The following is a 22,015-nucleotide window of genomic DNA, read 5'->3' on the forward strand; positions in this document are numbered from 1 at the left end:
AAGTCCGTATTTGCACACCCAACTCACCAGTAGTCTGCGTTCTTTTCGTTGACACCTTCGCGATACGCCTACCTAACATGCATGCATGTTGAGTAAGCACCACTGGTGGCGCGACGCGGTCATCTACCAGGTGTACGTCCGCAGCTTCCTGGACAGCACCGGCGATGGCATCGGCGATCTCGCCGGCGTCCGGGCCGGACTGCCGTATCTGAAGAAGCTCGGCGCCGACGGCATCTGGCTGAGCCCGTTCTACCCCTCGCCGCAGCACGACCACGGCTACGACGTGGCCGACTACTGTGACGTCGACCCCCTCTTCGGCGACCTCGCCGAATTCGATCTGCTGATGACGGCCGCCCATCGCCTCGGCATCAAGGTGCTGCTCGACATCGTCCCCAACCACTGCTCCAGTGAGCACCCGTGGTTCCGCGAGGCACTGGCCGGCGCGCCCGGCAGCAAGGCCCGCGCCCGCTTCCACTTCGCCGACGGCCGCGGCCCGGACGGCAGCGAGCCGCCCAACAACTGGCACGCCATGTTCGGCGGCCCCGCCTGGACCAGGGTCGACGACGGCCAGTGGTACCTGCACATGTTCACGCCCGAGCAGCCCGACTGGAACTGGCGCGAGCCCGAGGTCGCCGCCGAGTTCGACCGCGTCCTGCGCTTCTGGCTGGACCGGGGCGTGGACGGCTTCCGCATCGATGTGGCCGCCGGACTGTACAAGCACCCCGAACTGCCCGACTCCGACGACCCGGAGGCCGACGCCCGCACCCGCGACTCGGTCAACCCGCTCGCCTGGAACCAGCCCGAGGTGCACGAGGTGTGGCGCCGCTGGCGCTCCCTGTGCGAGGAGTACACCGCAAGCGACGGCCGCGAGCGCCTCCTCGTCGGTGAGGTCTCCGTCCCCACCGCCCGCGAACACGCCCTGTACGTCCGTCCCGACGAACTCCACCAGGCCTTCTTCTTCGACCTGCTCGGCGCCCCCTGGGACGCCGACGCCTTCCGCAAGGTCATCTCCGAGGCCATGCAGGACATCGCCGGCACCGGCTCCACCGTCACCTGGGTGCTCAACAACCACGACCAGGTCCGCACCGTCACCCGCTACGGCGAACCCGCCCCCGAGGGCAGCGGTCTCGGCGCCGCCCGCGCCCGCGCCGCGGCCCTGCTGATGCTGGCGCTGCCCGGAGCCGCGTACATCTACCAGGGCGAGGAACTCGGCCTGCCCGAGGTCGTCGACCTGCCCGACGACGTCCTCACCGACCCGATCTTCCGCCGCACGGGCAGCCGCGCCCGCATACGCGACGGCTGCCGGGTCCCGCTGCCCTGGTCCGGGCAGGCCTCCCCGTTCGGCTTCACCTCCGGTGCCGAGTCCGCCAGGCCCTGGCTGCCGCAGCCCGAGTACTTCGCCGAGTACGCCACCGACCGCGCCCTCGCCGACACCCGCTCCTTCTGGCACCTGTACCGCGACGGCCTCCAGCTCCGGTCGTCACTGCCCCAGCTGGGCGAGGGATCGCTCCGCTGGCTGGACAGCCCGCCCGGTGTCCTCGCCTTCAGCCGCGGCGACCACCTGGTCTGCGCCGTCAACTTCGGTACGGCCCCCACGCCCGCCCCGGTCTCCGGCACCCCTCTGCTCTCCAGCGGCCCCTGCCCGGCCGGGGTACTGCCCGGCGCCACGGCGGCCTGGTGGCTGAGCGACCTCTGACCTCCCCGTCAGTCCCCTGAATGTCCGTCAACTCCCCTATCGCGAAGGGCCATCAACGATGATGCGACGACGTACCACCCTGCTCACCAGCTGCACCGCGCTCACCCTGGCGCTCGGTGCCACCGCCTGCGGCGGCGGACCGGTCTCCGCGGGCGGCGGCGACAAGGCGCTCAGCGGCCAGACGGTCACCGTGGCCGGCGTCTGGACCGGCAGCGAACAGAAGAACTTCCAGAAGGTGCTGGACGCCTTCACCGCGAAGACCGGCGCCAAGACGCAGTTCATCTCCACCGGCGACAACGTCTCCACCGTCGTCGGCAGCAAGATCGAGGGCGGCAACGCACCCGACGTCGTGATGGTCCCGCAGGTCGGCGTGCTCGACCAGTTCGCCAAGCAGGGCTGGCTCAAGCCGCTGTCGTCGACCGCCCAGCAGACGGTCGGAGCCGACTACGCGCCGGTGTGGAAGAAGTACGGCAGCGTCGGCGGCACCCTGTACGGCCTGTACTTCAAGGCCGCCCACAAGTCGACCGTCTGGTACAGCCCCGACGCCCTCACCCAGGCCGGGGTCAAACCGCCGAAGACGTACGACGAGATGCTCAAGGCCGGACACACCGTCTCCGACTCCGGGCTCGCCGCCTTCGCGGTCGCCGGTGAGGACGGCTGGACCCTCACCGACTGGTTCGAGAACATCTACCTCTCCCAGGCCGGGCCGCAGAAGTACGACGCCCTCGCCGCGCACAAGCTGAAGTGGACCGACCCGTCCGTCGTCAGGGCGCTCACCACCCTCGGCAAGCTCTTCAAGGACAAGCAACTGCTCGCGGGCGGTCAGAAGGAGGCCCTGAACACGGACTTCCCCAGCTCGGTGGAGAAGGTCTTCGGACCCAAGCCCGAGGCCGGCATGGTCTACGAGGGCGACTTCGTCGCCGGCGTCGCGCACGACCAGTTCGGCAAGGCGATCGGCAAGGACGCGAACTTCTTCCCCTTCCCGGCGGTCGGCGGCGGCACGGCACCCGTGGTCAGCGGCGGTGACGCGGCGGTCGTCCTCAAGGACGGCAAGAACGCCAAGGCCGGCATGAAGCTGCTGGAGTACCTGGCCACCCCCGAGGCCGCGGCCGTGTGGGCGAAGGCCGGCGGCTTCCTGTCCCCGAACAAGAAGCTCGATCTCGCCTCCTACGGTGACGACGTCACCCGCGCCACCGCCAAGTCCCTGATCAACGCGGGCGACTCGGTCCGCTTCGACATGTCCGACCAGGCCCCGGCGGCCTTCGGCGGCACCAAGGGAGCCGGCGAGTGGAAGCTGCTCCAGGACTTCCTGCGCGACCCCTCGGACCCGAAGGGCACCGCGGCGAAGCTGGAAGCCGCGGCGGCCAAGGCCTACCAGGGCTGAGCGGCAGCACCATGACCGCCACCGCTCTCGTGAAACAGCAGGCGGGCCCGCGGGCCGCCGGCCCGGCGCCCGTGCGCCGCGGCCGGCGGCGCGCCCGGCTGATCGCCCTGCTCTTCGTCTTCCCCGCCCTGCTCCTGCTCGGCGCGCTCGTCGTCTACCCGGTGCTGTTCTCCGTCGGCCGCAGCTTCTTCGACGCCTCCGGCACCCGGTTCGTGGGCGGCGACAACTACGCCGAGATGTTCCGCGACCCGGCGACCCTGAAAGCCATCCGCAACACCACCATCTGGGTGGTCGTGGCCCCGGCCCTGCTCACCGGCCTCGGCCTGATCCTGGCCGTCCTGGTGGAGAAGGTCCGCTGGGCGACGGCGTTCAAGCTCCTGCTCTTCATGCCGATGGCGGTGTCCTTCCTGGCCGCCGGCATCATCTTCCGGCTCGCCTACGACCAGGACCCGGACAAGGGCGTGCTGAACGCGGCCGTCGTCTCGGTCCACGACGCCTTCAAGGGCACGTCGTCGTACCCGACGGCCCGCGGCCGCCAGGGCCTGCTGACCGAGGACCGCGACGGCTCGTACCGCACGACCGCCTCCACCGGCCACTCGGTGACGCTCCCGATGGTCGGCGTACTGCCCAAGGACCTGCCGAAGAGCGCCTCGCCCGCGTACCCGGCGGCCGGCCGGAAAGCCGCAGCCGGTGAGCTGCGCGGTGTCGTCTACCTGGACTTCACCCCGGGAGGGGGCGGCAGGCAGGGCAAGGTCGACCCGAAGGAGAGCGGGCTGCCCGGCATGAGGGTCGAGGCGGTGCGCGACGGGAAGACGGCCGCGAGCACCACCACCGCGGCCGACGGCTCCTTCACCTTCTCCGGGCTGCACGCGGGCTCGTACACGGTGACCCTCCCGGAGTCCAACTTCGCCCCGCCCTACCAGGGCGTCTCCTGGCTCGGACCGGCCCTCGTCACCCCGGCGATCATCGGCGCGTACCTGTGGATCTGGACGGGTTTCGCGATGGTCCTGATCGGCGCGGGCCTGTCCACGCTGCCCCGGGACGCGCTGGAGGCGGCACGGATGGACGGCGCGAACGAGTGGCAGATCTTCCGCCGGATCACGGTCCCGCTGCTGGCACCCGTGCTCACCGTGGTCTTCGTGACCCTCGTGATCAACGTGATGAAGGTCTTCGACCTCGTCTACATCATCGCGCCCGGACCCGTGCAGGAGGACGCCACCGTCCTCGCGACCCAGATGTGGCTCGTGTCCTTCGGCGGCGGCAACAACCAGGGCCTCGGCAGCGCCCTCGGCGTGCTCCTGCTGCTTCTGGTGATCCCCGCGATGGTCTTCAACGTCCGCCGTTTCCGACAGAGCCAACGATGAGGAGCCAACGATGAACGCGATCAGGCGGGGCCTGGGCAACGGCCTGGTGCAGGCCTTCCTGGTGGTGATCGGCCTGGTCTGGCTGACCCCACTCGCGGGCCTGTTCCTCTCCTCCCTCCGCTCGGCCCAGGACACGGCGAAGGGCGGCTGGTGGACGGCCCTGGCGAGCCCCGGGCAGCTGTCCTTCGACAACTACTCGGCGCTGCTGAAGAACTCCGGCATGACGCAGGCCTTCTGGAACACGGTGCTGATCTCGGTGCCGGCCACGGCCCTCGTCGTGGTGATCGCCGCCCTGGCCGGATACGCCTTCGCCTGGCTGGACTTCCCGCTGCGCGAACCGCTCTTCCTGCTGGTGGTGGCCCTGCTGGTGGTGCCGGTGCAGATCGGCCTGCTGCCGGTGGCCAAACTCTTCGGCGCGCTGGGCCTGTTCGGCACGATCCCGGGTGTCGTCCTCTTCCACGTGGCGTACGGCCTGCCCTTCGCCGTGTTCCTGCTGCGGAACTACTTCGCCGAGATGCCGAAGGAGATGCTGGAGGCGGCGCGGATGGACGGTGGCAGCGAGTGGCGCATCTTCACACGCCTGGTCCTGCCGGTGGGCCGGCCGGCGATCGCCTCGCTCGCGATCTTCCAGTTCCTGTGGGTCTGGAACGACATGCTGGTCGCCCTACTCTTCGCCGACAGCTCCTCCCAGCCGCTGACCGTGGAACTCCAGTCCCAGATCCGGCAGTTCGGCAGCAACATCGACGTGCTGGCGCCGGGCGCGTTCCTGTCCCTGATCGTGCCGGTGGTGGTGTTCTTCGCCTTCCAGCGGCACTTCGTCCAGGGCGTGATGGCGGGCTCGGTCAAGTGACCGAGCCCGCCCGGCTCACGCGTACGTCCAGCGCCAGGCGCTGCCGCTGTAGGAACACGTGATCGGCGTACCGCTCGCGGTGGTGGTCGTCGCCCCGTGGTCGCTGTTGCGGCAGAACTGACCCGCCTGGTAGCAGTTGCCCGCGTTGGAGACGATCGAGCAGGTGCCGCTGACGCTCCCACCGCCGCTGCCGGTGTCGTCACTGCGTACGGTGCCGGAGGCGGCCCTGGTGACGGTGACGGTCGGTCCGGGCGTTCTGACGGTCTTCGTTCTGGTGACCGTCGGCCCGGGCTCCGGCCGGGCGGTCACGGTGGCCGTCGCCGTGACGGTCACGGTGGGCCGGGGCGCCGGTGCCGACGCCTTGGCCGTCGCGCCGCCGTCCGCCGAGCCGCAGCCGGCCGCGCCGGCGGCCAGCAGGGCGAGGCAGGCGGCCCACCCCCGCACCTTCCTGATCCGGCGCGCCATCAGCCGTGGAAGGTGATGTAGCCGTTGCCGTCCCGGTCGTCACGGGACTTGGTGTAGGCGTGGGTGTCCGCATGGGCACCGGACGGCTTGTACAGGTAGATGGTGTCCTGGTCGTTGTTCCAGATGAAGTTGCAGCTCTGGCGGTAGACGACGTTGTTCGCGTCCGAGTCGGTACCGTGGCCGCCGCGCAGCTTCACGTAGTCGCCGGGCTCGAGGTAGTGGTTGGACGGGAACGTGAACCGGTTGCCGGTGGCGTCCTTGACGACGTAGCCCTTGAGGTTGACGGTCGAGGTGCGCGAGTAGTTCTTGATCGTCAGGTACTCGTCGCGGGTGTTGCCCGTCTGGCAGTTGTTGGAGTCCCGCCCCGGCGCGTCGTACTGGACGCCCTTGATCTTCAGGGCGGAGGAGTACTCGGTGGCCTGGGCCGGTGCCGCGACGACGACGGCGAGTGTGCCGGCCGTGATGGTGGCAGCCAGCGCGAAACGTATACGCATGAGGTCCCCCCTCAGTGGTGCGGTTACAGCGCCAGGAGCCTACACAAAAGTTGAGCGTTGCACGGATATTCCGTGCAGAAAATGTGAAGCTCCGTTGAGGGGGGACCTCAGGGGGTCACGGCGAAGCCGGCGGGTACAGCGACCTCGGCAGCTGCGAAGCCGCAGCCGCGTCCAGCAGCCACAGGGTGCGGGCGCGGCCGTACGCCCCCGCCGCCGGGGCCTGGATCTCGCCCGCGCCCGACAGGGCGATGGCCGCGGCCTCCGCCTTGTCCTCACCGGCCGCGAGGAGCCAGACCTCGCGGGCCGAGCGGATCGCCGGCAGGGTGAGGGAGACCCGGGTCGGCGGAGGCTTGGGGGCGCCGTGCACGCCGACCACCGTGCGCTCGGTCTCCCGTACGGCCGGCAACTCCGGGAAGAGCGAGGCCACATGGGTGTCCGGGCCGACGCCCAGCATCAGGACGTCGAAGGTGGGCACCGAGCCGTGGTTCTCCGGCCCGGCCGCCTTCGCCAGCTCCACCGCGTACGCCTCGGCGGCCGCGTCGACGTCCGTGCCGTACGGGCCGTCGGACGCGGGCATGGCGTGCACGCGCTCCGGGTCCAGCGGCACGGAGTCGAGCAGGGCCTCGCGGGCCTGCGTGACATTGCGCTCGGGATCACCCTCGGGGAGGTAGCGCTCGTCGCCCCACCACAGGTCCAGCCGCGCCCAGTCGATGGCGTCCCGGGCCGGTGCCGCCGCCAGCGCGGCCAGCAGACCGCTGCCGTTGCGGCCGCCCGTGAGGACCACGGACGCGGTGCCCCGGGAGGCCTGCGCGTCCACGATCTTCGTGATCAGACGGGCCGCGGCGGCCTGGGCCATCAGTTCCTTGTCGCGGTGGACGACCAGCTGCGGAGTGCTCACTTCGCCGCCGCCTTCCTCGCCTGTGCCTTCTTCGCGGTCCTGGCCGTGGCCTTCTTGGCCGGTGCCCCGGCCGCTTCCCCTTCGGGCCCGGACTCGGCCACCGGCTCCTGAACGGACTGTTCCGGAACCGTGTTCAGCCGCTCCACGCCATAGCGCAGTGCCGACGCGTAGGTGTCGTCCGGGTCGAGCCGGCGCAGTTCCTCCGCGATCAGCTCGGCGGTGTCCCGCCGCTTCAGCGCCACCGCGCGGGCCGGCTGGCCCTCGATGGACAGCGTGGCCAGCGAACCGTCCGCCCGGTCCAGCACGATCGGGCCGCAGTCGGTGTCCATGCGGACGGCCGTCAGGCCCGGGCCCGACGACAGCGAGCGCTTCACCGGCACGTCCAGCCGGTCCGCGAGCCACATCGCCAGCAGCTCGCAGCTCGGGTTGAACTCCTCGCCCTCCACCTCGACGGCCTTCACCGCACAGACGACCTGGTCCAGGGCCGCCGCGAGCATCGAACGCCACGGCGTGATCCGGGTCCAGGACAGGTCGGTGTCGCCGGGTGTGTACGCCGCGGCGCGGGCCGACAGCTCCCGCACCGGCTGCTCGGCGGTGTAGGTGTCGGTGACCCGGCGCTGGGCCAGCGCGCCCAGCGGGTCCCTCGCCGGGTCCAGCGGGGCGTTCACCGGCCACCACACGACCACCGGCGCGTCCGGCAGCAGCAACGGCAGCACGACCGAGTCGGCGTGGCCGGTGACCTCGCCGTACAGCCGCAGGACCACCGTCTCGCCGGTGCCCGCGTCCGCGCCCACCCGCACCTCGGCGTCCAGCCGCGAGGACGTGCGGTCACGCGGGGTGCGGGAGACCCGCTTGATGACCACCAGCGTGCGCGAAGGGTGCTCGCGCGACGCGTCGTTGGCGGCCTTCAGGGCGTCGTAGGCGTTCTCCTCGTCGGTGACGATGACGAGGGTCAGGACCATGCCGACGGCGGGTGTGCCGATGGCCCGGCGGCCCTGCACGAGCGCCTTGTTGATCTCTCCGGCGGTGGTGTCGGTCAGGTCTATCTTCATGGCCGGCGCCAGCTCCGTCCGTCTCGTGCGAGCATCTCGTCCGCCTCGGCGGGGCCCCAGGTGCCCGACGGGTACTGGGCGGGCCTGCCGTGCTTGTCCCAGTACTCCTCGATCGGGTCGAGGATCTTCCAGGACAGCTCGACCTCCTCCGTGCGCGGGAAGAGGTTGGCGTCGCCGAGCAGCACGTCGAGGATCAGGCGCTCGTACGCCTCCGGGCTGGACTCCGTGAACGACTCGCCGTAGGCGAAGTCCATGGAGACGTCCCGGATCTCCATCGAGGTGCCCGGCACCTTGGAGCCGAAGCGGACCGTGATGCCCTCGTCCGGCTGGACGCGGATGACGATCGCGTTCTGGCCCAGCTCCTCCGTCGCCGTGTGGTCGAAGGGGGAGTGCGGAGCCCGCTGGAAGACCACGGCGATCTCCGTCACGCGGCGGCCGAGGCGCTTGCCGGTGCGCAGATAGAAGGGGACGCCCGCCCAGCGGCGGTTGTCGATCTCCAGCTTGATCGCGGCGAAGGTGTCGGTCTTCGACTTGGCGTCGATGCCCTCCTCTTCGAGGTAGCCGATGACCTTCTCGCCGCCCTGCCAGCCGCCCGCGTACTGCCCGCGCACGGTGCTGCGGCCCAGGTCCCTGGGCAGCCGGACCGCGCCGAGCACCTTCTCCTTCTCCGCGGCCAGCGCGTCCGCGCCGAAGGAGGCCGGCTCCTCCATGGCCGTCAGGGCCATCAGCTGGAGCAGGTGGTTCTGGATGACGTCACGGGCGGCACCGATGCCGTCGTAGTAACCGGCACGGCCGCCGATGCCGATGTCCTCGGCCATGGTGATCTGCACGTGGTCCACGAAGGACCGGTTCCAGATCGGCTCGAACATCGTGTTGGCGAAGCGCAGCGCCAGGATGTTCTGGACGGTCTCCTTGCCGAGGTAGTGGTCGATCCGGAACACCTGCTCCGGCTCGAACACCTCGTGCACGACCTTGTTCAGCTCCTCGGCCGACTTCAGGTCGTGCCCGAACGGCTTCTCGATGACCGCGCGCCGCCAGGAACCGCCCGACTGCTCGGCCAGCCCGTGCTTCTTCAGCTGCTGGATGACCACCGGGAAGGAGCGCGGCGGCACCGACAGGTAGAAGGCGAAGTTGCCGCCCGTGCCCTGTGCCTTGTCCAGCTCCTCGATGGTGGCGCGCAGCCGCTCGAAGGCGTCGTCGTCGTCGAAGGTGCCCTGCACGAAGCGCATCCCCTGGATGAGCTGCTGCCAGACCTCCTCACGGAACGGCGTGCGCGAGTGTTCCTTCACCGCGTCGTGCACGACCTCGGCGAAGTCCTCGTGTTCCCAGTCGCGGCGGGCGAAGCCCACCAGCGAGAAGCCCGGCGGCAGCAGACCCCGGTTGGCGAGGTCGTACACCGCGGGCATCAGCTTCTTGCGCGACAGGTCGCCCGTGACACCGAAGATGACCAGACCGGACGGCCCCGCGATACGCGGGAGCCGTCGGTCGGCCGGGTCACGAAGCGGGTTCGCTCCGGAACCGGAAACGGGTGACAAGTCAGCCCTCCGAAGGGGCGAGGCGCTCGAGCTCCGCCTGGGTGGACTTGAGCAGGTCGTTCCAGGACGCCTCGAACTTGTCGACGCCCTCGTCCTCCAGCACCTGCACGACGTCGTCGTACGAGATGCCGAGCTTCTCCAGCGCGTCGAGGTCGGCACGCGCCTGCTCGTAGGTGCCGGCGACGGTGTCGCCGCTGATCTCGCCGTGGTCCTCGGTGGCCTCCAGCGTGGCCTCCGGCATGGTGTTGACCGTGTTCGGGGCGACCAGCTCGGTGACGTACAGGGTGTCCGGGTACGCCGGGTCCTTCACACCGGTCGACGCCCACAGCGGACGCTGCTTGTTGGCGCCCGCGTTCTCCAGCGACTGCCAGCGGTCGGAGGAGAAGACCTCCTCGTACGCCTGGTAGGCGAGGCGCGCGTTGGCGACGGCGGCCTTGCCGCGCAGCGCCTTGGCCTCGTCGGTGCCGATACCGTTCAGCCGCTTGTCGATCTCGGTGTCCACGCGGGACACGAAGAAGGACGCCACGGAGTGGATCAGCGACAGGTCCAGGCCGCGCTCCCTGGCCTTCTCCAGGCCGGAGAGGTAGGCGTCCATGACGGCCCGGTACCGCTCCAGGGAGAAGATCAGGGTGACGTTGACGCTGATGCCGAGGCCGATCGTCTCGGTGATCGCCGGCAGCCCTGCCTTGGTGGCCGGGATCTTGATCAGGGTGTTGGGGCGGTCCACCAGCCAGGCCAGCTGCTTGGCCTCGGCGACGGTGGCCTTGGTGTTGTGCGCCAGGCGCGGGTCGACCTCGATGGAGACCCGGCCGTCCTTGCCACCGGTGGCGTCGAAGACCGGGCGCAGGATGTCGGCGGCGTCACGGACGTCCGCCGTGGTGATCATGCGGATGGCCTCTTCGACGGTGACCTTGCGGGCGGCGAGGTCCGAGACCTGCTGCTCGTAACCGTCACCGCTGCTGATCGCCTTCTGGAAGATCGTCGGGTTGGTGGTGACGCCCACGACGTGCTGCTGGTCGATCAGCTCGGCGAGGTTGCCGGACGTGATCCGCTTGCGCGACAGGTCGTCCAGCCAGATCGCGACGCCTTCCTCGGAGAGGCGCTTGAGTGCGTCTGTCATGGAATTACATCTCCTACGTGTCGTATATGAGCGTCAGCGCCGGGCGGCGGCGAGGGATTCCCGCGCCTTCGCGGCCACGTTCTCGGCAGTGAAGCCGAACTCGCGGAAGAGGACCTTGCCGTCGGCGGAAGCACCGAAGTGCTCCAGGGAAACGATGCGACCGGCGTCCCCGACGTACTTGTGCCAGGTGAGACCGATGCCCGCCTCGACGGCGACACGGGCCTTCACGGACGGCGGCAGCACCGAGTCCCGGTACCCCTGCTCCTGCTCCTCGAACCACTCGACGGACGGCATGGACACCACACGGGTGGGGACGCCGTCGGCCTGCAGCTGCTCCCGCGCCTCCGCGGCCACGTGCACCTCGGAACCGGTGGCGATCAGGATGACCTGCGCCTCGCCGCCCTCGGCCTCGAACAGGACGTAACCACCCTTCGCGGCGTCCTCGTTCGGCTCGTACGTCGGCACGCCCTGCCGGGTGAGGACGAGGCCGTGCGGCTGGCCCTTGCCGAACTCCTTGGTGTAGCGCCCCAGGATTTCGCGCCAGGCGATCGCGGTCTCGTTGGCGTCCGCCGGACGCACCACGTTCAGACCGGGGATGGCCCGCAGCGAGGCCAGGTGCTCGACCGGCTGGTGGGTCGGGCCGTCCTCACCCAGGCCGATGGAGTCGTGCGTCCACACGTACGTCACCGGCAGGTGCATGAGGGCCGACAGACGCACCGCGTTGCGCATGTAGTCGGAGAACACCAGGAAGGTGCCGCCGTAGACACGGGTGTGGCCGTGCAGCGTGATGCCGTTCATCTCCGCGGCCATCGAGTGCTCGCGGATGCCGAAGTGGATGGTGCGGCCGTACGGGTTGGCCTCGGGCAGCGGGTTGCCCTCCGGCAGGAAGGAGCTGTCCTTGTCGATGGTGGTGTTGTTCGACCCGGCGAGGTCGGCGGAGCCGCCCCACAGCTCGGGGACGACCGCGCCGAGCGCCTGCAGCACCTTGCCGGAGGCGGCCCGGGTGGCGACGCCCTTGCCGGGCTCGAAGACGGGGATCTTCTCCTCCCAGCCGGTGGGCAGCTCGCCCTTGCTGATGCGGTCGAACTCGGCCGCCCGCTCCGGGTTGTCGTCCCGCCACAGCTGCAGGGACTTCTCCCACTCCGCCTTGGCCTGCGCGCCGCGCTCCAGGGCCTTGCGGGTGTGCGTGATCACCTCGTCCTCGACGGCGAAGTGCTGCTCGGGGTCGAAGCCGAGGACGCGCTTGGTGGCCGCGACCTCCTCCTCGCCCAGCGCCGAGCCGTGCGCGGCCTCGGTGTTCTGCGCGCTCGGGGCCGGCCAGGCGATGATGGAGCGCATCGCGATGAAGGACGGCCGGTCCGTGACCGCCTTGGCCTTCTGGATGGCGTCGTAGATGGCGGCCGGGTCCAGGTCGCCGTTGTCCTGGGCCTCCACGCGCTGCACGTGCCAGCCGTAGGCCTCGTACCGCTTGACGGTGTCCTCGGAGACCGCGGTCTCGGTGTCGCCCTCGATCGAGATGTGGTTGTCGTCCCACAGCAGGATCAGGTTGCCCAGCTTCTGGTGCCCGGCCAGCGACGACGCCTCGGCGGAGATGCCCTCCTGCAGACAGCCGTCACCGGCGATGCAGAAGACGAAGTGGTCGAAGGGGGACTCGCCCTGCGGGGCCTCGGGGTCGAACAGGCCGCGCTCGTAGCGGGCGGCCATCGCCATGCCCACCGCGTTGGCGACGCCCTGGCCGAGCGGCCCGGTGGTGGTCTCGACGCCCTTGGTGTGCCCGTACTCCGGGTGGCCCGGGGTCTTCGAACCCCAGGTGCGGAAGGACTCCAGGTCCGCCAGCTCCAGGCCGAAGCCGGCCAGGTAGAGCTGCGTGTAGAGGGTCAGGGACGAGTGGCCGGCGGACAGCACGAACCGGTCGCGCCCCACCCACTCGGGGTCGGCGGGGTCGTGCCGCATCACCTTCTGGAAGAGGGTGTAGGCGGCCGGAGCCAGGCTCATCGCCGTACCGGGATGGCCGTTGCCGACCTTCTGTACGGCGTCGGCGGCCAGGACACGGGCGGTGTCCACGGCCCGCTGGTCCAGGTCGGTCCACTCAAGGTCTGTGGTGGTCGGCTTGGTGCTCACCCTGGGTCAGGGCTCCTCTCCACATGTCGGTCGCCGGTCTTCGGGGCATGCCCCCACCCGGCCGCCGGCGGGCTTGGCGCCCACCGGCCGCTGCCGAGCCTACCCCCGTGAGGACGTGCATTTTTTCGAGTGTTTCCAGACTGCCGGGAGTCCGCACGATCCGCCTCCCGACTGGCCGAGACGGCATTCGGCACATGAATACGGAGGCGGTCATCTGAGCGCTCAATCGAGGGGTGGGTCCCCTCTTATGGGTCCCCTCTCACGGAGGTCCTCCTCCGGGGCTGCCAACACGACCCACCCCCGCGAAGGCCGGGGTATGGGCAACGTCTAAAGTGGCGTGGTACGCGCGAGCCTTTACCGGGACTTCACACGGGGAGGCTTGCTGGGATGTCTCTGTCAGGGGTGTGCGTGACGGCCGTCGAATCACGTCCTGGGGGTCCCTCCCAGGCCCTTCAGGCCCTGGGGGAGGGCGTGCTGGGTGGTGCGAGCCAGGGCCCGGTTCACCGGCCGTTCGGGGCCCGTGTCAAGGCGTTCGTGGCTCTGACCAAGCCGCGGATCATCGAGCTGCTGCTCATCACCACCGTTCCGGTGATGTTCCTGGCCCAGCGGGGCGTGCCCGACCTGAAGCTGGTCCTGCTGACCTGCGTCGGCGGCTACCTCTCCGCGGGCGGCGCCAACGCGCTCAACATGTACATCGACCGCGACATCGACGCCCTGATGGACCGCACCTCGCAGCGGCCGCTGGTGACCGGGATGGTCAGCCCGCCCGAGTGCCTGGCCTTCGGCATCACCCTCGCCGTCGTCTCGACGCTGCTGTTCGGGTTCACCGTCAACTGGCTGAGCGCCTGGCTCTCACTCGGAGCGCTCCTCTTCTACGTCGTCGTCTACACGATGATCCTCAAGCGGCGCACGTCGCAGAACATCGTGTGGGGCGGCATCGCCGGCTGCCTCCCGGTGCTCATCGGCTGGTCCTCGGTCACGAACTCGATGTCCTGGGCGCCGGTCATCCTCTTCCTCGTCATGTTCTTCTGGACGCCGCCGCACTACTGGCCGCTGTCCATGAAGGTCAAGGAGGACTACGCGCGCGTGGGCGTGCCGATGCTCCCGGTCATCGCCTCCAACAAGGTCGTCGCGCGGCAGATCGTCATCTACAGCTGGGTGATGGTCCTGGTCTCCCTGCTCCTCACCCCGCTCGGCTACACCGGCTGGTTCTACACGGTGGTCGCCCTCGCGGCCGGCGGCTTCTGGCTGTGGGAGGCGCACGGCCTGCAGAACCGGGCGAAGGCCGAGGTGACCGGTGCGAAGCTGAAGGAGATGCGGCTGTTCCACTGGTCCATCACCTACGTGTCGATCCTGTTCGTCGCGGTCGCGGTGGACCCCTTCCTGCGCTGACACACGTCACACCGGCCTGCTCTCGCCAGTCGATCTACTGGTGAGTAGCATCCTGGTCATGGCAGACACGCAGCAGGTTGACCCGAAGGCCGAGCGCAAGGCGGCGAAGCTCGCCCACCAGATCAGCACCTTCGCCAAGGCACACGGCGGCGCCGAGGGCCAGGTGGCCCACATCGGCGAGCGCGGAGCCCGCATCGTGCTCGTGGGCGAGGACGGCGGCTGGGGCGACCTGGTGGCCCCCAGCACCGAGATCGCCGAGCAGGCCGTCGAGAAGTCCGGCATCACGCTCCACGAGTCCTTCGACGGCGAGTTCGCGGCGAAGGTGACGACGGGCGCGTACGAGTGGAAGCGGATGGCCGGCATTCAGATCGGCGGTTGAGGCAGGCGCCCCGAAGGGGCGCGGGGACCTGCGCGAGCACCCTCCACGGACCGAAAGCCGCCGAACACACCGGTGGTCACGAGCTCATCCGCGACCTCGAACCCCGTTCACCCGTTAGGACGTGTAAACCACGTCCTACGGGGAGCACCGGATGATCGAAACGCCGTCCCTCGTGGACCAGTACTGCCACGGAGTGCTCCGCACGGAACTGGGCCTCGGCACCTTCGAGACCCAACTGGCCCGCACCGAGGGCCCACCCGCCCCCGGCACCACCCTCTTCGACACCCAGACGGGTTTCGCGGTACGGCGCTGGTGCCCGCCCCTGCTCGGACTGGAACCGCACTGCCCGCCCGCCCGCTATCTGGCCCGGCGCCGCGAACTGGGCGCACTGGAGTCGGGCCGCAGGCTCCTGCGCGGCAGCGGTATCACCACCTACCTGGTCGACACCGGCCTGCCCGGGGACCTCACCGGGCCCGCCGAGATGGCCTCCGACGGCGATGCCCAGGCCCGCGAGATCGTCCGGCTGGAGTTGCTCGCCGAGCAGGTCGCCGACACCTCCGGCACCGTCGAGTCCTTCCTCGCCAATCTCGCCGAGTCCGTGCACGGCGCCGCCGCGAACGCCGTCGCCTTCACCTCCGTCGCCGGCCTCAGACACGGCCTGGCCCTCGCGCCCGAGCCGCCGGGGCCGGGGGAGGTGCGGGGTGCGGCGGGCCGCTGGCTGGCCGGCCGGCGCGTCGGCGGGGCGCTCACCGATCCGGTGCTGCTGCGGCACCTGCTGTGGATCGCGGTCGCCTCGGGCCTGCCCCTGCAACTGCACGCCGGGCTCGGGGAGCCGGGCTCCCGCATCGACCGCACCGACCCCGTGCTGCTCACCGACTTCGTACGGGCCACGGCCGGCCTCGGCACCGACCTGATCCTGCTGCACGGCTATCCGTACCACCGCCACGCCGCCCATCTGGCCGGGGTGTTCCCGCACGTCTACACCGACTCCGGCGCCGCGCTGGTCCGCACCGGCGCCCGTGCGGCCACGGTCCTCGCCGAGATCCTGGAGCTGGCGCCGTTCGGCAAGATCCTCTTCTCCACCGGCGCCCATGGCCTGCCCGAACTGCACGTCGTCGGCGCCGGCCTCTTCCGTGAGGCCCTGGCCCGGATCCTGGGCACCTGGGTCGCCGACGGCGCCTGGTCCCTGGAGGACGCGCAGCGGGTGGCCCGGATGATCGCGGCGGGCAACGCGCGCCGCGTGTACGGACTGAGCGGCTGAGGGCCGCTACGCGCGCGTGCCGACCGTCACCTCGGCCGAGGGGCCGGGCAGGTCCAGGGTGTCCGCCGGGCGTTCGCGGAGCGACAGCAGCACCCGCAGGACGCCGATCCACACCAGGCAGGAGCCGAACATGTGCAGGCCCACCAGCAGCTCGGGCAGATGGGTGAAGTACTGCACGTAACCGATCACGCCCTGCCCGAGCAGGATCAGGAAGAGGTCGCGGGTGCGGGCGAGCGGTCCCTTCGGTGCGTCCACCGCCTTCAGCACGAACCACAGCGCGAACGTCAGCGTCACCACGATCCAGGCGAGCACCGCGTGCAGCTTGGCCACCGTCTCCCAGTCGATGGGGATCCGCTTGACCTCGCTGGAGTCACCCGCGTGCGGGCCCGCGCCGGTGACGACGGTGCCGGCCGCGATCAGCAGGACGGAGGCGACGACGAGGAACCACACCAGCTGCTGCACGGCCTTGCCGACCAGCGGCCGGGGCGGGGCGTCGCCCTCCCGGGTGCGCTGCCACATCACCGCGGCGACCGTGATCAGCGCCGTCGCCAGCAGGAAGTGCGCCGCGACCGTGTACGGGTTGAGGCCCACCAGCACCACGATCCCGCCGAGGATCGCATTGCCCATCACCAGCCAGAACTGCGCCCAGCCGAGCCGCGTCAGACCGCGTCGGTACGGCTTCTCGGAGCGCGCGGCGATGATCGCCCAGCCGACCGCCGCGCACAGCACGTACGTCAGCATGCGATTGCCGAACTCGATCGCGCTGTGATAGGTCAGCGCGCTCGTCGGGGTCAGCGAGCCGTCGGTGCACTCCGGCCAGGTCGGGCAGCCGAGGCCCGAGCCGGTCAGGCGCACGGCGCCGCCGGTGACGACGATGACCACCGACATCACGAGCGCGGCGAGGGCCGCCCGCTGGACGGTCCGGGGGGACGGGGTCCAGCGGCCGGCGATGAAGGCGAGCGGGTTGCGCAGAGCCGCTGCGGCGTCGGCGGGGTTCAGCTTGGGCACGCGCACCATCGTAGGCCGCCGCTTGTGCATGCTTTCACGAGGGTCCACCGTGACGGCTCACTCCCAGCGGAAGAACTTCCCGGCCGCGGCCAGCCCCACGACCGCCCACGCGGCGAGGATCCCCAGGTCGCCCCAGGGAGTCCCGGCGCCGTGCCGCAGCACGTCCCGCAGGCCGTCCGACAGCGCGGAGATCGGCAGCAGCCCCAGCACGTGCTGCGCGCCCGAGCCGAACTTCTCCAGCGGGACGATGACGCCGCCGCCGACGAGCAGCAGCAGGAAGACGAGGTTGGCGGCGGCCAGCGTCGCCTCCGCCTTGAGCGTTCCGGCCATCAGCAGTCCGAGCCCGGAGAAGGCGGCCGTACCGAGCACGAGGAGCAGCAGGACGGTGGCGGGGTTGCCGTGCGGGGACCAGCCCAGCGCGAGGGCGATCACCGTCAGCAGGATCACCTGCAGGACCTCCGTGACCAGCACGGACGCCGTCTTGGCGGTCATCAGGCCCCAGCGGGGCAGCGGCGAGGAGGCAAGCCGTTTGAGCACGCCGTAGCGGCGCTCGAAGCCCGTCGCGATGGCCTGCCCGGTGAACGCCGTCGACATCACGGCCAGGGCGAGGATGCCGGGGGCCAGGAAGTCCACCGCCTTGCCCTTGCCGGTGTCCACGATGTCCACGGAGCTGAAGAGCGCCAGCAGCAGCGTCGGGATGACGACCGTCAGCAGCAGCTGCTCGCCGTTGCGCAGCAGCATCTTCGTCTCCAGCAGCGCCTGCGCCGCGATCATGCGGGGGAGGGGCGCCGCGCCCGGCTTCGGGGCGTACGTACCAACAGTCACGAGCGCAGCTCCTTGCCGGTCATTTCCAGAAAGACGTCCTCCAGCGTGTGCCGCTCCACCGAGATGCGGTCCGGCATCACCCCGTGCTGGGCGCACCACGACGTCACGGTGGCCAGCAGCTGCGGGTCGACCTTGCCGACGACCCGGTAGCCGCCCGGGGTCAGCTCGGCGGCCGTGCAGTCGGCCGGGAGCGCCTTCAGCAGGGAGCCCACGTCGAGGCCGGGGCGGCCGGTGAAGCGCAGGGTGTTCTCGGCGCCGCCCCTGCACAGCTCCTCCGGGGAGCCCTGGGCGATGACCCGGCCGCCGTCGATGATCGCCACGTCGTCGGCGAGCTGCTCGGCCTCTTCCATGTGGTGCGTGGTGAGGATCACCGAGACCCCGTCGGCGCGCAGGTCCCTCACCAGGTCCCAGGTGGCCCGGCGGGCCTGGGGGTCCAGGCCGGCCGTCGGCTCGTCCAGGAAGACCAGCTCCGGGCGTCCCACGACGGCCATGGCGAGCGCGAGCCGCTGCTGCTGGCCGCCGGACAGCCGCCGGTAGGAGGTCCGGCCGCAGGAGCCGAGGCCGAGGCGCTCGATGAGCGCGTCCACGTTCAGCGGGTGGGCGTGCAGCTTCGCCATGTGCCGCAGCATCTCGTCGGCCCGGGCGCCGGAGTACACGCCGCCGGACTGGAGCATCACACCGATACGGGGACGCAGCTCGGCGGACTGGCGCACCGGGTCGAGGCCCAGCACGCGCACCGTGCCGGAATCCGGCTTCCGGTACCCCTCGCAGGTCTCGACCGTGGTCGTCTTCCCCGCCCCGTTGGGGCCGAGGACGGCGGTCACACCCGTCTGGGCCACCAGGTCGAGGCCGTCCACCGCGGTCTTCGTGCCGTACCGCTTCACCAGGGCCTGGACCTCGACCAGCGGGTGCGACGCGAAGCGTCTCCCTGAGGGGTGGTGGCCGGGAGACGGGTGGGCGGGCTCACTTCGCATGAACCCAGAGTCTAGGGAGACCGCCTGCCGGTCAGGCGTGGGGGTACGGGAACTCCTCCTCACGGGGGCGGTGCAGGGGCAGCCACCGCTCGGCGTAGGCCACGGCGTCCGCCAGCGGGAACAGCCGTACCTCGGCCGCGCCCGCCCTCCCGCGCAGGACGGGCCGGTCCCGTTCGAAGTCCTGGCCCAGCTCGTCGAACCGGTCGGAGGTGATCGACACCTCTGTCACCGTCTCCCAGCCCCCGCCGGGCGCGGGCCGCCCGACCCGCACCCGCGGCCCCGGTATGCGGTACTCGGCCAGATGGAAGGCGGTGCAGGAGCCGTAGCCCGCGCCCAGCAGCAGGACCCTGGCGCCCAGCTTCTCGAGCCGGGCCAGCGGGCTGCGCTCGCCGAGCCGGCAGTCCGGGGCGTGGCCCTCGGTGATCTCCGCGGCCCGCGGTCCGAGCGCCGCGAAGGAGGTCTGCGGATGCGCGCTGCGCAGGGCGCCCGGCCAGGTCCGCACGGTCTCCGGGATCACACCGACACCGCGGGAGGGGGTGATCAGGGGGTCGTAGGCCGGCATCGTGGAGCGGATCCGGTCCCACCACTCCTCGGGCACCGGGGGGTTCCCCCAAACGGCCGGGTCGGACTGATCGCCGGACTGGGTCGGGACGACCAGCGTGCCCGTCGGGCCGAGGGCGTCGAAAAGTCCCTGGACGACGGCGACGGCGCCTCCGTTCACCCAGCCGAGGGAGCTGAGGGAGGAGTGCACCAGGAGGATCTCGCCGGTCTCCACACCCAGCAGGCGAAGCTGTGTGGCGACGGTGTCGCGGGTGACAAGTGGGCCGGTCGGAGGGGGTGTGGGCATGGTTCGGGAGTCTCGTCGACGGGTCCGCGCGACGCCAGCGAATTGCCCGGCGGATGATCGATCAAAGATCGTTTCCGCAGGTCAGATTAGGTATGCCTAAGTGACGCAGGGCACCGCTCGATGATCCGGACGGCGCTTGTCAGGCTCTGCGGAATTACGCAACAATGGCGTTGTGAAAAACGTCGGCGAGGCTCGGGAGACCCCCCTGGGGGCCCCGCAGGAGGAACTCGCGACCGGTGAGCGCTCCACGCGCAACCGCGTCGCGCGCTCCATCCTGGACCACGGCCCGTCGACCGTCGCCGAACTCGCCGGCCGGCTGGGCCTGACCCAGGCGGCCGTCCGGCGTCACCTGGACGCACTGGTCGCCGACGACGTCGTGGAGGCCCGCGAACAGCGCGTGTACGGCACGCGCACGCGCGGCCGCCCCGCCAAGGTCTTCGCGCTGACCGACTGCGGCCGGGACGCCTTCGACCAGTCGTACGACAAGCTCGCCGCGGACGCGCTCCGCTGGATCGCCGAGCAGGGGGGCGGCCCCGAGGCGGTCGCCGCCTTCGCCCGGGCCCGGATCGCCGCCCAGGCGAGGGCGTACCGCAAGGCGATCGAGAGCGTGACGCCCGAGGAGCGCACCGAGGCACTGGCCAGGGCCCTGAGCGTGGACGGGTACGCTGCCACGGCGCGCAGCGCACCGGTCGGCGAGCAGCTGTGCCAGCACCACTGCCCGGTCGCCCATGTCGCGGAGCAGTTCCCGCAGCTGTGCGAGGCGGAGACGGAGATCTTCGCAGAGCTGCTGGGTACCCACGTCCAACGACTGGCGACCATCGCGCACGGCGACGGCGTCTGCACGACGTTCATCCCCAAGACATCCACTGACGCACCTGCAAGCACGGCCGGGAGGAACCCCGCATGACTCTCCCCACGGAGACTGCTCACCCCGAACTCGAGGGCCTGGGCAAGTACGAATACGGCTGGGCCGACTCCGACGTGGCCGGTGCCTCCGCCAGGCGTGGCCTGAACGAGGAGGTCGTCCGCGACATCTCCGGCAAGAAGTCGGAGCCGGAGTGGATGACCAAGCTGCGCCTGAAGGGCCTGAAGCTCTTCGAGAAGAAGCCGATGCCGAACTGGGGCTCCGACCTCTCGGGCATCGACTTCGACAACATCAAGTACTTCGTGCGCTCCACGGAGAAGCAGGCGGAGTCCTGGGAGGACCTGCCCGAGGACATCAAGAACACCTACGACAAGCTGGGCATCCCCGAGGCCGAGAAGCAGCGCCTCGTCGCCGGCGTCGCCGCCCAGTACGAGTCGGAGGTCGTCTACCACCAGATCCGCGAGGACCTGGAGGAGCAGGGCGTCATCTTCCTCGACACCGACACCGCCCTGAAGGAGCACCCGGAGCTCTTCAAGGAGTACTTCGGCACGGTCATCCCCGCCGGTGACAACAAGTTCGCCGCGCTGAACACCGCCGTGTGGTCCGGCGGCTCGTTCATCTACGTGCCGAAGGGCGTGCACGTCGAGATCCCGCTGCAGGCCTACTTCCGCATCAACACGGAGAACATGGGCCAGTTCGAGCGGACCCTGATCATCGTCGACGAGGGTGCCTACGTGCACTACGTCGAGGGCTGCACCGCCCCGATCTACAAGTCGGACTCGCTGCACTCCGCGGTCGTCGAGATCATCGTCAAGAAGAACGCCCGCTGCCGCTACACGACCATCCAGAACTGGTCGAACAACGTCTACAACCTGGTCACCAAGCGCGCCGTGGCCTACGAGGGCGCGACCATGGAGTGGATCGACGGCAACATCGGCTCCAAGGTGACGATGAAGTACCCGGCCGTCTACCTGATGGGCGAGCACGCCAAGGGCGAGACCCTCTCCATCGCCTTCGCGGGCGAGGGCCAGCACCAGGACGCCGGCTCCAAGATGGTCCACATGGCCCCGAACACCTCGTCCAACATCGTCTCCAAGTCGGTGGCGCGCGGTGGCGGCCGCACCTCGTACCGCGGCCTGGTCGAGATCGGCGAGGGCGCCCACGGCTCCAAGTCCAACGTGCTGTGCGACGCGCTGCTGGTCGACACCATCTCCCGCTCCGACACGTACCCCTACGTCGACGTCCGCGAGGACGACGTCTCCATGGGCCACGAGGCGACCGTCTCCAAGGTCTCCGAGGACCAGCTCTTCTACCTGATGAGCCGCGGTCTGACCGAGTTCGAGGCGATGGCGATGATCGTGCGCGGCTTCGTCGAGCCGATCGCCAAGGAGCTGCCCATGGAGTACGCCCTGGAGCTCAACCGGCTGATCGAGCTGCAGATGGAAGGCGCGGTCGGCTAAGGCCCGCCCCATCGGTCAGCACACG

At 70.3% G+C, this 22,015-nt stretch carries 20 protein-coding genes; 9 read left to right on the top strand and 11 right to left on the bottom strand.

Going from position 1 to position 22,015, the window contains the following annotated elements; translation table 11 throughout:
• Positions 1–85 precede the first annotated feature (85 nt).
• From ACZ7HQ_RS05050 to ACZ7HQ_RS05065, 4 genes are read left to right on the top strand one after another with little or no spacing between them, the layout of a single operon-like run.
• Positions 86–1,696, top strand: coding sequence for a glycoside hydrolase family 13 protein (locus ACZ7HQ_RS05050; RefSeq protein ID WP_470984764.1), 1,611 nt, complete (start codon positions 86–88; stop codon positions 1,694–1,696).
• A gap of 58 nt (positions 1,697–1,754) precedes the next feature.
• Positions 1,755–3,080, top strand: a complete 1,326-nt coding sequence (locus ACZ7HQ_RS05055; protein WP_470984766.1) for an ABC transporter substrate-binding protein — start codon at positions 1,755–1,757, stop codon at positions 3,078–3,080.
• A gap of 11 nt (positions 3,081–3,091) precedes the next feature.
• Complete coding sequence (locus ACZ7HQ_RS05060; RefSeq protein WP_470984769.1) at positions 3,092–4,444, top strand: carbohydrate ABC transporter permease; 1,353 nt, start codon at positions 3,092–3,094, stop codon at positions 4,442–4,444.
• Positions 4,445–4,454: 10 nt separating this feature from the next.
• Positions 4,455–5,294, top strand: coding sequence for a carbohydrate ABC transporter permease (locus ACZ7HQ_RS05065; protein WP_470984772.1), 840 nt, complete (start codon positions 4,455–4,457; stop codon positions 5,292–5,294).
• A gap of 15 nt (positions 5,295–5,309) precedes the next feature.
• Here ACZ7HQ_RS05065 and ACZ7HQ_RS05070 read toward each other — a convergent pair whose 3' ends face one another.
• The 7 genes from ACZ7HQ_RS05070 to tkt all read right to left on the bottom strand — a co-directional run bounded on the left by ACZ7HQ_RS05070 (position 5,310) and on the right by tkt (position 12,979).
• Positions 5,310–5,759 (bottom strand): hypothetical protein, encoded by a 450-nt coding sequence (locus ACZ7HQ_RS05070; protein WP_470984775.1) that lies wholly within the window; start codon positions 5,757–5,759, stop codon positions 5,310–5,312.
• Positions 5,759–6,253 carry a lamin tail domain-containing protein gene (locus tag ACZ7HQ_RS05075; RefSeq protein WP_470984778.1) on the bottom strand — a complete coding sequence of 165 codons (495 nt, stop codon included), beginning with the start codon at positions 6,251–6,253 and terminating at the stop codon, positions 5,759–5,761. The genes ACZ7HQ_RS05070 and ACZ7HQ_RS05075 overlap by 1 nt, the downstream gene beginning before the upstream one ends.
• Before the next feature lie 115 nt (positions 6,254–6,368).
• Positions 6,369–7,151: a 6-phosphogluconolactonase gene (pgl, locus tag ACZ7HQ_RS05080; protein WP_470984781.1), complete on the bottom strand. Its 783-nt coding sequence runs from the start codon at positions 7,149–7,151 to the stop codon at positions 6,369–6,371.
• On the bottom strand, positions 7,148–8,203 hold the full coding sequence (gene opcA, locus ACZ7HQ_RS05085) for a glucose-6-phosphate dehydrogenase assembly protein OpcA (protein WP_470984783.1): 1,056 nt from the start codon (positions 8,201–8,203) through the stop codon (positions 7,148–7,150). The genes pgl and opcA overlap by 4 nt, the downstream gene beginning before the upstream one ends.
• Positions 8,200–9,738 (bottom strand): glucose-6-phosphate dehydrogenase, encoded by a 1,539-nt coding sequence (zwf, locus tag ACZ7HQ_RS05090; protein ID WP_470984785.1) that lies wholly within the window; start codon positions 9,736–9,738, stop codon positions 8,200–8,202. Before zwf ends, opcA begins: the two co-directional genes overlap by 4 nt.
• Position 9,739: 1 nt before the next feature.
• The gene (gene tal, locus ACZ7HQ_RS05095; RefSeq protein ID WP_470984787.1) at positions 9,740–10,858 is read right to left on the bottom strand and encodes a transaldolase; all 1,119 of its coding nucleotides are present in this window, start codon (positions 10,856–10,858) and stop codon (positions 9,740–9,742) included.
• Positions 10,859–10,891: 33 nt separating this feature from the next.
• Positions 10,892–12,979 carry a transketolase gene (gene tkt, locus ACZ7HQ_RS05100; RefSeq protein WP_470984790.1) on the bottom strand — a complete coding sequence of 696 codons (2,088 nt, stop codon included), beginning with the start codon at positions 12,977–12,979 and terminating at the stop codon, positions 10,892–10,894.
• A 402-nt stretch (positions 12,980–13,381) separates the two neighbouring features.
• On the opposite strand from tkt, the gene ACZ7HQ_RS05105 reads away from it, so the two are divergent.
• The 3 genes from ACZ7HQ_RS05105 (at position 13,382) to ACZ7HQ_RS05115 (ending at position 16,011) form a co-directional block, all read left to right on the top strand.
• Positions 13,382–14,371, top strand: coding sequence for a heme o synthase (locus ACZ7HQ_RS05105; protein ID WP_470985213.1), 990 nt, complete (start codon positions 13,382–13,384; stop codon positions 14,369–14,371).
• Between the two features lie 58 nt (positions 14,372–14,429).
• Positions 14,430–14,750, top strand: a complete 321-nt coding sequence (locus ACZ7HQ_RS05110; RefSeq protein ID WP_470984793.1) for a hypothetical protein — start codon at positions 14,430–14,432, stop codon at positions 14,748–14,750.
• 151 nt (positions 14,751–14,901) lie between these two features.
• Entirely contained in the window at positions 14,902–16,011 is a 1,110-nt protein-coding gene (locus ACZ7HQ_RS05115) for an amidohydrolase family protein (RefSeq protein ID WP_470984795.1), read from the top strand.
• A gap of 6 nt (positions 16,012–16,017) precedes the next feature.
• Here ACZ7HQ_RS05115 and ACZ7HQ_RS05120 read toward each other — a convergent pair whose 3' ends face one another.
• From ACZ7HQ_RS05120 to ACZ7HQ_RS05135, 4 genes are read right to left on the bottom strand one after another with little or no spacing between them, the layout of a single operon-like run.
• On the bottom strand, positions 16,018–17,028 hold the full coding sequence (locus ACZ7HQ_RS05120) for a COX15/CtaA family protein (protein WP_470984797.1): 1,011 nt from the start codon (positions 17,026–17,028) through the stop codon (positions 16,018–16,020).
• Positions 17,029–17,076: 48 nt separating this feature from the next.
• Positions 17,077–17,793: an ABC transporter permease gene (locus tag ACZ7HQ_RS05125; RefSeq protein WP_470985216.1), complete on the bottom strand. Its 717-nt coding sequence runs from the start codon at positions 17,791–17,793 to the stop codon at positions 17,077–17,079.
• A gap of 47 nt (positions 17,794–17,840) precedes the next feature.
• Entirely contained in the window at positions 17,841–18,818 is a 978-nt protein-coding gene (locus tag ACZ7HQ_RS05130; protein ID WP_470984799.1) for an ABC transporter ATP-binding protein, read from the bottom strand.
• Between the two features lie 31 nt (positions 18,819–18,849).
• Positions 18,850–19,665, bottom strand: a complete 816-nt coding sequence (locus tag ACZ7HQ_RS05135; protein ID WP_470984802.1) for an AAC(3) family N-acetyltransferase — start codon at positions 19,663–19,665, stop codon at positions 18,850–18,852.
• Positions 19,666–19,837: 172 nt separating this feature from the next.
• Between ACZ7HQ_RS05135 and ACZ7HQ_RS05140 the strand changes: the two genes are divergently transcribed.
• Complete coding sequence (locus ACZ7HQ_RS05140; protein ID WP_470984805.1) at positions 19,838–20,572, top strand: helix-turn-helix transcriptional regulator; 735 nt, start codon at positions 19,838–19,840, stop codon at positions 20,570–20,572.
• On the top strand, positions 20,569–21,990 hold the full coding sequence (sufB, locus tag ACZ7HQ_RS05145; RefSeq protein ID WP_031166078.1) for a Fe-S cluster assembly protein SufB: 1,422 nt from the start codon (positions 20,569–20,571) through the stop codon (positions 21,988–21,990). The genes ACZ7HQ_RS05140 and sufB overlap by 4 nt, the downstream gene beginning before the upstream one ends.
• Positions 21,991–22,015 lie beyond the last annotated feature (25 nt).

It is taken from the genome of Streptomyces sp. NPDC037290, assembly GCF_055603245.1.